Source organism: Endothiovibrio diazotrophicus, from assembly GCF_054657215.1.
Genome location: NZ_BAAHXB010000155.1, coordinates 1 through 11,360 on the forward strand (window position 1 = coordinate 1; position 11,360 = coordinate 11,360).

The following is an 11,360-nucleotide window of genomic DNA, read 5'->3' on the forward strand; positions in this document are numbered from 1 at the left end:
CGGGCCCTTAGTAGTGGAGAAGGGTGCAGAAGTAGGCGAGGGTCACCATCGGGTGAATCCGCTCCCCGAGCGCCTCGAACCCCAGCGGGCGGGCAACGCGGAACAGCAGCCACGCGAGGCCGGTTGCGGATCGGCGCTTTTCGACACGAGCCTCGGTCTCTCCCGCCGCCACCGACGTCACCGAAGCTGGCGGTAGGCTCTCATCCAGCCCCCGCCGGTCGTTCTCCCGGATACGCACCGAGGCATCGCTCGGCGGCGCAGCGGGTGGAGATCCCGCTGTTGACTGGCGAGGTGGTGACCGGGGCGCGCTGGAGCGGTAAGGGCCTCGGACAGAATCGCTAATCCCGGGCAAGCCGGAACCCGGCTGGGTGCTGTTGATCTCTCGCGAATGCCTCGACCCGGGAAGCGGAGCGCAGTAGCGCCTCCTGATCATCGCTCCAGCTGCCACCGCGCATCACCCGTTGGCCACAATCGTCGCTCTCCCACGCGCTCCCATCGCTGGGTGCGCCGCTGTAGTCATCGTTCCAGCAGTCCTGCACCCACTCCCGCACATTGCCCGCGGTGTCGTACAGACCCCAGGGGTTGGCATCGAAGGATGCGACCGGCGCAGCGGCGTAAAAGGCATCGTCACAACTGGCATCGCGGCAGTTGGCCCGTTCCGGTTCCGCATCGTCCCCCCACCAGTAGGCGGTGGTGGTGCCGGCCCGTGCGGCGTACTCCCACTCGGCCTCCGTCGGCAGACGGTAGCTCCCGCCGGTCAGCCGGTTGAGTTCGACAATGAACTCCTGCACATCCTCCCAGGAGACATTCTCCACCGGGCAGTCATCACCGCAGGCGGTGAAGAGCGAGGGCGCGTTCCCCATCACCGCCTCCCACTGCCCCTGCGTCACCTCGGTGGTCATGATGCGGAACGAAGGGATGGAAACGGAGTGTTGCGGCCCTTCGCTGGGGTCGTGCCCCGGCTCCGACTCCGCGCTGCCCATCATCAAGCTTCCCGCCGGGAGGGTAACAAAGGTCATACCGAGTCCGTCATCGGTGGAGGAATCCAGCGGCTCTCCGGTGGGGTCACCACCGGAGTCCGCCAGCGAGTCTCCGGACGAACCATCATCGGCGGAGGACTCCACCACCACCTGAACATTGTCGAACAATTCCGTATCATCGGCATCGATGACCCGTACGGAGACATCGTAGCGCCCCGCCCGGGAGAAGGTGATCGAACCGGGGTCCGCTTGCGTCGAGTAGCGCTGGCCGTCGGCGGTGACGCCGCCGTTGGGCGAACCGATGCCGAACCACCAGCGGTAGCGGTAGGGCCTCGCACCACCGGAAACGGACAGAGAAAAGGAGACCGGATCACCCACCGAGATCGCGCCGGAGGCGTCCACACGCTGCAGCGCAATGGCCAGCGGCCCGGTGGAGGCCGGAACCGAACCCGCCGACGGCCCGGAGTCGTAGATCTGAATGATCCGCTCCGCCGACATCCCTCCGTGGTCGATGATCACCTTTGCCATCTGGTGCCCGGTCACATTCGCCGCCGTCACCACTCCGGCGGCATCCACATCGGCCCGCCTGGGCGGCACTATGCTCCAGGTGGGCGATATCGGCTTATGCCGCCCGTCACTCATCAGCGCAAAGGCGTGGAAGCTCCCGCTTTCGCCCTCCCGCAGCCAGTTGGGCCCGTCGATCCCCAACGAGACCGGGTACGCCGGGTCCCGGATCACCGTCACCGGAAACCGATCCGAAAACATCCCGTACTCGGCCGTCACGTCGACCACCTCGGAGTCGCACGCCGCCGAGAGGCTCAACAGCCCCTCCTCGGTGATCGACCCACACCCCTCATCCACCGACCATACGGGACGCACCGGCTGCTCCACCCCATCGCGCAGATAGGCGAACACCGAGTATTGGGCCGTCTCCTCCTCTTCGACGCTCGACGGCCCCCGTACCTCAATGCGCTCGGTGCCGATCGCCACCACCAGATCGCCGAGGGAGTGGCGTCCATCGGCGCCCCACAGCACGCCATCCGATACCGCATAGCTGATGGTCGAGGGGTCCCACCAGAGCGGATCGGCGTCACTGCCGACATCACCGCCACCGGCCTGCGTAGCCGCCTCCGGGACATCCACGTAACAGAGCGACCCGCTCAACGCGCCGGGCGAGGTCGCAACGAAATCGAACCCGCCCGATGGGCTATCCCGCGACACGATGTTGTAGACGATGGTCGGAGAGTGCTTTACCAACCCGGCGAAATAGCGCTCCGCCACCGCTTGATAGGCGACGAGATCGCTTTGAAACTCACTGGGGTGAAGCAACGCGCCGTCGAAGGTGACGGCGACCGCGCCGAACAGATGGGCGACGAAGGAGGCCAACCCACCGCCGAGCGAGTGCCCGGTCAGGTAGAGATCGTAGCCGCGGATGCTCTCAATCGCATCGCTCAGCCGCACGCCGTCGAAATCGGGGTTGATCTCCAACAGCATCTCATCCACACCGGCGTCCACCGGAACGCCCGCGGCCAGACCGAGGGCCACCCCCCCCACCAGCGCCGCCTCCACATACTGACTCGGCAGCTCACGCGCCCCCTCTTGAGGGAGGGCAGTCAACCACTCCTCGAGCCCACTGCCGTCGGTCGCGGCAAACGCCACCGCCGCCTGCCCCTGCTGCCGATCGACAAACAGCGAGGCGCGCAATCCGCTATGGGGATCGACGTAGAGGTACTCTCTTTCCCAACCGGAGTACCCAAGGAGGTCATCACCCGCCTCGCTCCCGCCGTAGGCCCCCTGGGCGAGCACCGCGAAGGGATAGAGTAGGTCCAGGGCATCGGCGCGCAGCGTAGTGCAGGCGCTAATGGGAGGAGCGTCGCCGGTAGGCGCCGCCGTGGCATCGGCGGACGCCGACATCGGCCACGCACAGAGAAGAGAGAGGGCGAAAAACGCACCTGATACAACGCCCGAACGCATAGCAGTCTACAGCCCTAGTCGTCGGGACATTACGCATCAGCCAAACGCCGTCCGGCCACCCGAGCGCGTCAATCCCGCAGAATAAACAAGGCAAATATCCGTTTTCGCTCCTCATATCATACTGAAAAAAATAGCTCAGGCATGAATACCCGCACGCGCGCCACTCATCAATTAATGTGATTCGCTATTTGTCCGGAGAAACCTAGAATATCACTCAATCATTATCGCATCCTGCACCGCCCCCCGGTGTTTCAACCAGGATGGAGCCTCCGCCGGGTACCGCGCACACCGCGCAGCCTCACAGGCGGCAGGTGATGGTTCACAGGAGAATGGAATGAATACCTCGTCGATCTCGCGGACCGAGCCGGCCGTCAAGTTCGAATATCTCAACTGGGTAGCGACCGACCCGCTGCCGCGCGATCAAGGCCAGAGCCATCGGCTGCACGAGCCGGACCATCGCATCAACACCATCGACCCCATGAGCGGCGACGACATCGCCGACGTTGCGGGTCACCCCTCCCTGGAGGACGGCAGCCTGACCGTCTATTTCGAAACCGAGGCGAGCCGCCAGGCGTATCTCGACATGCCGGTCGATCATCCCAATCTCCACCTGCCCTACCCGGCCGCGGATGAGGACGACCGCGGCGGCTGAGCCGGCGAGGTTCGGGCGTCGATCGTATCCGCCGCCGGCGAGCCGAGCGCGCCCGCGCGCTGACCGTGAAGAAATAGGCGGCGGGGCGGGAAAATCAGAACGCCATCCGCGCGACAACGCGCGGATGGCGTTTTTCGTCGTGGCACTCAGGCACCGCGCGGGCAGCATGGCAATGTGCGCCAGCAGACAGACGCCAGGGAGGGTGCGGCTTAGTCTGCCAACTACGAAAGAGAGATACGGACGCGCACCGCGAGAGGAGGACCATGGAGCGGGAGCGGGAGGTTCATGCCATACACGGGCAATCGATCCGCGTGCTTCTCGTCGAGGCCGACCCCGCCGATGCCGCGAGGATCGATGAGGCGTTGACCGGCGCGGACGCCGACGGCGGGGCGTTTCGCGTCGAAACGGCGGCACGCCTGTCGCCGGCCCTCGAACGCCTGGCCGGGGGGGGGATCGAGGTCGTCCTGCTCGATCTGGCGGTACCCGACGGCGGCGGCATCGAGGCGCTCGAGCGGGTGCGCGCACTCGCCCCCGACGCCCTGATCCTGATCCTGTGCGCCTCGGGCGACGAGGCGATCACCCGTCAAGCGGTGCGCCACGGGGCCCACGACTATCTCGTCAAGCGCCATGTCGATCCCCACTGGGTGCCGCGCGCCCTGCATTACGCCCTCGAACGCAAGTCCACCCAGGACGCCTTGCGGGTCAGCGAGGCGCGCTTCCGCGCCATGAGCGACGCCTCCCCGCTGGGGATCTTCGTCTCCGACACGCTGGGGCATTGCGTCTATACCAACGCGTCCTACCACGAGATCTCGGGGCTGACCTTCGAGCAGGCCCTGGGCTCCAGTTGGATCAAGGCGATACACCCGCGGGACCGCCGGCGGGTCGTTGCCGAGTGGCGCCGGACGGTGCGGGAGAAGAAACCGTTCCGCGCGGAGGTGCGCTTCCTGCGGGGCGACGGGAGCATCGTCTGGACGCGCATCCACGGCGCCACCATGCTCGACGGGACGGTGCCGCAGGGCCACGTACAGACGGTCGAGGACATCACCGCGCGGGTCTCGACGGAGCTCGGGTTACGCGCGGCGGAGGCCGCCCTGTTCGAGGAGAAGGAGCGCGCCCAGGTCACCCTCAACTCGATCGGCGACGCGGTGCTCAGCACCGACCTGTCGGGCCACCTGACCTATCTGAACCTGGTGGCCGAGAAGATGACCGGCTGGTCCCGCGAGGAGGCGTTGGGGCGGCCGCTGGCGGAGGTGTTCGAGATCTTCGACGGCGCCACCCACGAGACCACCGCGGACCCGGCCCGGCGTGCCATCGAGGAGGATCGGACCGTCGGCCTGTCCGCGGATTGCGTGCTGGTGCGCCGCGATGGCGGCGAGTCCGCCATCGAGGATTCCGCCGCCCCCATCCACGACCGGGAGGGCCGGGTGTGCGGCGCGGTGATCGTCTTCCACGACGTCAGCCAGTCGCGGGCGATGGCGCGCAAGATGGCCCACCTGGCCCAGCACGACGCGCTCACCGGCCTGCCCAACCGGGTGCTGCTCGGCGAGCGGCTCGCCTGGTCGATCGGGCTGGCCCGCCGCCACGCCAAGCAGGCCGCGCTGCTGTTCCTCGACCTCGACGACTTCAAGAAGGCCAACGATTCGCTGGGCCACGCGATCGGCGACCAGTTGCTCCGCGCGGCGGCGGAACGACTGGTGGCCGCGGTGCGCGATACCGACACGGTGTGCCGCCACGGCGGCGACGAGTTCGTGATCCTGCTGAGCGAGATCGAGCATCCGCGGGATGCGGCGCGGGTGGCCGCCAAGCTGCTCCAGGCGATCGCCGCGCCGTTCCCGCTCGGCGCGCACACCGTCCGGATCAGCGTGAGCATCGGTATCGCCATCTATCCGGACGATGGCCGCGACGCGGACCACGTGATGCGCAACGCGGACTCGGCGATGTACCGCGCCAAGGCGGACGGACGCAACAACTACCGCTTTTTCAGCGGGCGGGATGAAGGCGCGGAACCTTGATCCGCGCCCCAACCACCGTATCACCCCGGTTCGGTGGCCTCGGCGGCGAAGCGGCGGTCGGCACACGGCCCGGCTGCGGCTATGTGCGTTGGAAGACAGACGGCAAACCGGCGGAGCCGCTACAACGAATTCGACTCGAAGCGTTTGAAGCGGCCCGTCGACGACGGGTGGACATACCGGCCGCGGGATCGCGGCCACCGCGCCGGCCGATGCCCGGGTCTGTCCCGCGCGGAGAGCATCGTCAATACGGGGTGATCGATGACCGAAGGCAACACCAAGCGCATGATCGTCATGCTCGTCATCGCCGGCGCGATCATGGGCGGGGTGGTGGCGTACCAAGGCTTCAAGAACCGGATGATCGCCCGTTCGATCCTGGCACAGGCCGATCCGCCGCAAACGGTATCGACCACCGTGGCGCGGGAAAGCAGCTGGCAGCCGACCCTGGAGGCGCTGGGCACGTTCAGCGCCAGTGAGCAGGCGGCCTTGAGCGCCGAGGTCAACGGGCTGGTCACGGCCGTTCATTTCGACTCGGGCGAGGAGGTCAGCACCGGCCAGCCTCTGGTCGAGCTCAATCCCGAGCCGCTGAAGGCGCAGCTGGCCGAGCTCGAAGTCCAGGTCATGCTGGCCGAGCTTACCCTCAGGCGCGATCAGTCCCAGATCAAGACGCAGTCCATCAGCCATTCCGTGGTGGATACCGATACCGCCACGCTCAAGGGCATCCAGGCGCAGGTGCGCGGGCAGCGGGCGCGGATCGCGCAAAAGACCATCGCCGCCCCGTTCCCCGGCCGGCTCGGCATCCGCCAGGTGAACCTCGGCCAATACCTGGCGCCGGGCACCACGGTGGTGACCCTGCAACGGCTCGACCCGATGCTGGTCGATTTCACCGTACCGCAGAGCCAGATCGGCCTGATCCGCATCGGCATGAAGGCGGTGGCGGAGTCCAGCGCGGCGCCGGGCCGGACCTTCGAGGCGACGGTGACGGCCATCGAGCCGCAGGTGGACACCGCCACCCGCAACCTCATGGTGCGCGCCCTCGTGCCCAACCCGGACGGCGCGCTGCTGCCCGGCGTATTCACCACGGTGCGCATCACCGACGGCCAACCACGCCAATACATCACCCTGCCCAACGCCGCGGTGACCTACAACCCCTTTGGCGCCACGGTGTTCATCGTCAAGGAGGCCGGCCGGGAGGCGGACGGCACGCCGAAGGGGGTGGCCGAGCAGCGCTTCATCACCACCGGCCTCACCCGCGGCGATCAGGTGGCGGTGCTCCAGGGCGTGACGGTCGGCGAGACGGTGGTGACCGCCGGCCAACTCAAGCTGCACAACGGCTCGCCCATTCGGGTGAACAACCAGGTGCAGCCGTCCGACAACCCCAATCCGCCCATACCCGACCCCTGATCGTGGTCGTCAACGGAAGCCGCGCATGACCGAGAAATTCACCGATCTCTTCATCGGGCGCCCGGTGCTGGCCACCGTGATCAGCCTGGTGATCCTGGTGCTGGGCCTGCGCTCGGTCGGGTTGCTGCCGGTGCTGCAATACCCCTACACGCAAAACGCCGTGGTCACGGTCGCCACCGCCTACCCCGGCGCCGACGCCAATCTGGTGGCGAGTTTCATCACCACCCCCCTGGAAAATGCCATCGCCCAGGCCAACGGCATCGATTATCTGACATCGAGCAGCGTGCAGGGAGTCAGCACCATCACCGCCAACCTGCGGTTGAACTACGATTCGGCCAAGGCGCTCACCGAGGTCAACGCCAAGGTCAACTCGGTGCTCAACCGTCTGCCGCCGCAGGCGCAGACCCCCATCCTGTCGGTGAGCATCGGCGAGACCATCGATGCGATGTACATCGGGTTCTACAGCGAGGTGCTCGAGCCGAACCAGATTACCGATTACATCAACCGCGCGGTGCAACCCCGGCTGCAGGCCGTCGATGGGGTGCAGACGGCGGCGATCCTGGGGGCGAAAAACTTCGCGTTGCGCGCCTGGCTCGACCCGCAACGGCTCGCCGCCTACGGCCTCACCGCGACCGACGTGTATGCGGCGCTGGCGGGCAACAACTATCTGGCCTCCATCGGCAACACCAAGGGCCGGATGGTGCAGATCGATCTGGCGGTCGATACCGGCCTGAAGTCCCTCGAAGGTTTCCGGAACCTGATGGTGAAGTCGGTCGACGGGCGGGTCGTGCGGCTGACCGACGTGGCCGAGGTCTCCCTGGGCGCGGAGGACTACGAGACGAACGTCGCCTTCGACGGCAAGCCCTCGGTGTTCGTCGGCATTCAGGTCGCTCCGGGCGCCAACCTGCTCGACGTCGTCGCCCGCGTGCGCCGGGTCTTGCCGGAGATCCAGGCGCAATTGCCGACCGGCTTGAAGGGCGAGGTCATCTACGACTCGACCAAGTTCGTCGACTCGTCGATCGACGAGGTGATCAAGACCCTGGTGAAGGCCGTGCTGATCGTCACCGCGGTGGTGTTCGTGTTCCTCGGCTCGTTGCGCTCGGTGACCATTCCGCTGGTCGCCATCCCGCTCTCCATCGTCGGCACCTTCACGGTGATGCTGGCGCTGGGCTACTCCATCAACCTGCTCACCCTGCTGGCCATCGTGCTGGCCATCGGCCTGGTGGTCGATGACGCGATCATCGTGGTGGAGAACGTCAGCCGTCACCTGGATGACGGCATGTCGCGGCGGGATGCCGCGGTGCGCGCCGCGCGCGAGCTGGCCAACCCGATCATCGCGATGACCGTCGTGCTGGTGGCGGTGTACATCCCCATCGGCTTCATGGGCGGACTGACCGGCGCGCTGTTCACCGAGTTCGCCTTCACCCTGGTCGGCACGGTGGTGATGTCCGCCATCATCGCCCTGACCCTGTCGCCGATGATGTGCTCACGCCTGCTGCAGGCGCCGGATCCGCACAGCCGTCGTTGGCAGGACCGCCTGGCGCTGCTCCTCGACCACGGCTTCGATCGGCTGCACCGGCGCTATGAGGGGTGGCTGCGAGGCTCGCTGAATCATCTGCCGGTGACGGCGGTGATGGCACTCCTCATCCTCGGCTCCATCTACTACCTGTATGCCACCTCGACGTCGGAACTGGCGCCGCAGGAAGACCAGGGCGTGCTGATCTCCATCGCCTTCAACAACCCCACCGCGACGGTCGATCAACGGCAGCTCTACGTCGATCGGATCTATGACGTGTATCGAGGCTTTCCGGAAACCGACCACGTGTTTCAGCTCAACTCCTCCTCGCAGGTGATCGGCGGCATGGTGCTCAAGCCGTGGGATGAGCGCGCGAGGACCGCCACCCAATTGCAGTCCGAGCTGCAACAGGAGCTGAGCCGCATCGCCGGCTCGCAGATCGCGCTGTTCCAGCCGCCGCCGCTGCCCGGAGCGCGCGGCGTACCCATTCAATTCGTCATCACCTCATCCGAATCCTTCGACCGGCTCTATCCGGTTTCGCAGCAGTTCCTGCACGACGCGCAAAAGAGCGGGCAGTTCATCTTCCTGCAATCCGACCTGCGCATCGACCTGCCGCAGACCCTCATCGAGATCGACCGCAACATGGCCGCGCAGTTGGGCCTGACCATGCAGGACATCGGCGCGGCGCTATCGGCCATGCTGGGCGGCGGGTACGTCAATTTCTTCGAGCTGGACGGCCGCTCGTACAAGGTCATCCCGCAAGTCGAGCAGCGCTTCCGCCTGAATCCGGATCAGCTCCGGCACTACTACCTGCGCAGCGCGGGCGGCCGCATGGTGCCACTCTCCACCCTGGCGCATCTCAGCACTTCGGTGCAGCCGGAAACGATCAGCCACTTCCAGCAGGCCAACTCGGCCACCATTCAGGGCGTCGCCTTGCCCTCCGTTGCCCAGGGTCAAGCACTGAACTATTTGCGGCAGTTGGCCCGGCGCACCCTCCCCGCCGGCTACGGCTTCGACTTTGCCGGCCCCTCCCGCCAGTTCGTCCAGGAGTCGGGTGGCCTGGTGCTGACCTTCTTCTTTGCCCTGATCATCATCTTCCTGGCGCTGGCCGCGCAGTTCGAGAGCTTCCGCGACCCCGTCATCATCCTGGTCTCGGTGCCGATGGCCATCTCGGGCGCGCTGCTGTTCATCAATCTCGGCGTCGGCCACGCCACGCTGAACATCTACACCGAAGTGGGCCTGGTCACCCTCATCGCCCTGATCGCCAAGCACGGCATCCTGATCGTGGAGTTCGCCAACAACCTGCAGCGCGAAGGCCAGGGCAAGCTCGACGCCATCCAGCGCGCCGCCGGCCTGCGCCTGCGGCCGATCCTGATGACCACCGCGGCGATGGTGTTCGGCGTGGTGCCGCTGATCACCGCCAGCGGCGCCGGCGCGGTGAGCCGCTTCAACCTCGGCCTGGTCATCGCCACCGGCCTCTCCATCGGCACCCTGTTCACGCTGTTCGTGGTCCCCGCCATGTACATGATGTTGGGCGCGGATCACCGTTCCGCCGCCTCCCCGAAGGAGGCGCCGAGCCGGCGGTAGCGGAGAACGAGCCGTAGGAGCGGCGTCGCATCGCCGGAAGGCGGTGCGGGGAGGAAACGATGTGCGCCAACAGCCGGACGGCGCAAGAGGGGCGCCCTCAGGGACGCGGACACGCTGGTCACCCCAAATGGAGGACTTCACCATGTCGATTCTGTACTCGCCGGCCAGCCTCGGTCCCTTGACCCTGCAAAACCATCTGGTGATGGCGCCGATGACGCGCTGCCGCGCCACCGACAATCTTCCCAACGCGCTGATGGCGGAGTACTACGCACAGCGCGGCAGTGCCGGACTCATCATCACCGAGGGGACCTCGCCGTCGCCCAACGGCCTCGGTTACCCGCGGATACCGGGCATCTTCTCTCCGGCCCAGATCGAAGGGTGGAAAGACGTTACCGCGGCGGTGCATGCCGAGGGTGCGAAGATCTTCCTCCAGCTCATGCATTGCGGGCGCATCGCCCATCCGCTCAACCTGCCCGCGGGCGGGCGCGTGCTGGCCCCTTCGGCCATCCGGGCCGCGGGCGGGATGTACACGGATGCCGCGGGCGTGCAGCCCCATCCGGTGCCCGAGGCGATGACCGGCGAGGAGATCGGGGCGGCCGTCGACGAGTATGTCCGGGCCGCGGAGAACGCGGTGACCGCCGAGTTCGACGGAATCGAGCTGCACGCCGCCAACGGCTATCTGCTCGAACAGTTTCTCCGCCCGAACACCAACCGGCGCACGGATGGGTACGGCGGCCCGATCGAGAACCGCGTGCGCTTCCTGCTGGAGGTGATCGAGGCGGTGGCGGGGGCCGTGGGCAAGGAGCGGGTGGGTATCCGGCTCTCGCCGTTCGGGGTGTTCAACGACATGCCGGCGTACGACGCGATGACGGCGGATTACACCTATCTGGAACGGCGACTCGACGCGTTCCGCCCGGCGTATGTCCACCTGGTGGATCACTCCTCCATGGGGGCGCCGCCGGTGCCCGACACCATCAAGACGATCTTCCGCAAGTCGTACGGGTGGGCCTTGATCCTCTCCGGCGGCTACGATGCCGGGCGCGCCGAGATCGACCTGGCCGCGGGCAACGGCGATCTCATCGCCGTCGGGCGGCCGTTCCTGGCCAACCCCGACCTGGTGGCCCGGTGGAGGGCCGGCGCGGCGGAAAACGCGCCGGAGCCGGCGACGTTCTATACGCCCGGACCCGAGGGGTATACCGATTACCCGGCGTTGAGTGAGGTGGGTGCTTAGGGCCCGC

The 11,360-nt window shown here is 66.9% G+C and carries 7 protein-coding genes; 5 read left to right on the forward strand and 2 right to left on the reverse strand.

Translation table 11 applies throughout. The features are described from left to right. Positions 1-7: 7 nt before the first annotated feature. Complete coding sequence (locus tag ACYQ2W_RS23805) at positions 8-238, reverse strand: hypothetical protein (protein WP_459873056.1); 231 nt, start codon at positions 236-238, stop codon at positions 8-10. A 100-nt stretch (positions 239-338) separates the two neighbouring features. Further along, positions 339-2,894 carry an SUMF1/EgtB/PvdO family nonheme iron enzyme gene (locus tag ACYQ2W_RS23810; RefSeq protein ID WP_459873058.1) on the reverse strand — a complete coding sequence of 852 codons (2,556 nt, stop codon included), beginning with the start codon at positions 2,892-2,894 and terminating at the stop codon, positions 339-341. A 394-nt stretch (positions 2,895-3,288) separates the two neighbouring features. On the opposite strand from ACYQ2W_RS23810, the gene ACYQ2W_RS23815 reads away from it, so the two are divergent. The 5 genes from ACYQ2W_RS23815 to ACYQ2W_RS23835 all read left to right on the forward strand — a co-directional run bounded on the left by ACYQ2W_RS23815 (position 3,289) and on the right by ACYQ2W_RS23835 (position 11,353). Continuing rightward, positions 3,289-3,606, forward strand: a complete 318-nt coding sequence (locus ACYQ2W_RS23815) for a hypothetical protein (protein ID WP_459873060.1) — start codon at positions 3,289-3,291, stop codon at positions 3,604-3,606. Positions 3,607-3,917: 311 nt separating this feature from the next. After that, complete coding sequence (locus tag ACYQ2W_RS23820) at positions 3,918-5,618, forward strand: PAS domain-containing protein (protein WP_459873062.1); 1,701 nt, start codon at positions 3,918-3,920, stop codon at positions 5,616-5,618. A 258-nt stretch (positions 5,619-5,876) separates the two neighbouring features. Then, complete coding sequence (locus tag ACYQ2W_RS23825; RefSeq protein ID WP_459873064.1) at positions 5,877-7,019, forward strand: efflux RND transporter periplasmic adaptor subunit; 1,143 nt, start codon at positions 5,877-5,879, stop codon at positions 7,017-7,019. Between the two features lie 25 nt (positions 7,020-7,044). Next, entirely contained in the window at positions 7,045-10,122 is a 3,078-nt protein-coding gene (locus ACYQ2W_RS23830; protein WP_459873066.1) for an efflux RND transporter permease subunit, read from the forward strand. 142 nt (positions 10,123-10,264) lie between these two features. Further along, the gene (locus ACYQ2W_RS23835; protein WP_459873068.1) at positions 10,265-11,353 is read left to right on the forward strand and encodes an alkene reductase; all 1,089 of its coding nucleotides are present in this window, start codon (positions 10,265-10,267) and stop codon (positions 11,351-11,353) included. Positions 11,354-11,360 lie beyond the last annotated feature (7 nt).

Coding starts and splice junctions, on each gene's coding strand:
- ACYQ2W_RS23810 (WP_459873058.1), bottom strand. CDS start 2,894: ATGTCGGCGTCCGCCGATGCCACGGCGGCGCCTACCGGCGACGCTCCT.
- ACYQ2W_RS23825 (WP_459873064.1), top strand. CDS start 5,877: ATGACCGAAGGCAACACCAAGCGCATGATCGTCATGCTCGTCATCGCC.
- ACYQ2W_RS23835 (WP_459873068.1), top strand. CDS start 10,265: ATGTCGATTCTGTACTCGCCGGCCAGCCTCGGTCCCTTGACCCTGCAA.
- ACYQ2W_RS23815 (WP_459873060.1), top strand. CDS start 3,289: ATGAATACCTCGTCGATCTCGCGGACCGAGCCGGCCGTCAAGTTCGAA.
- ACYQ2W_RS23830 (WP_459873066.1), top strand. CDS start 7,045: ATGACCGAGAAATTCACCGATCTCTTCATCGGGCGCCCGGTGCTGGCC.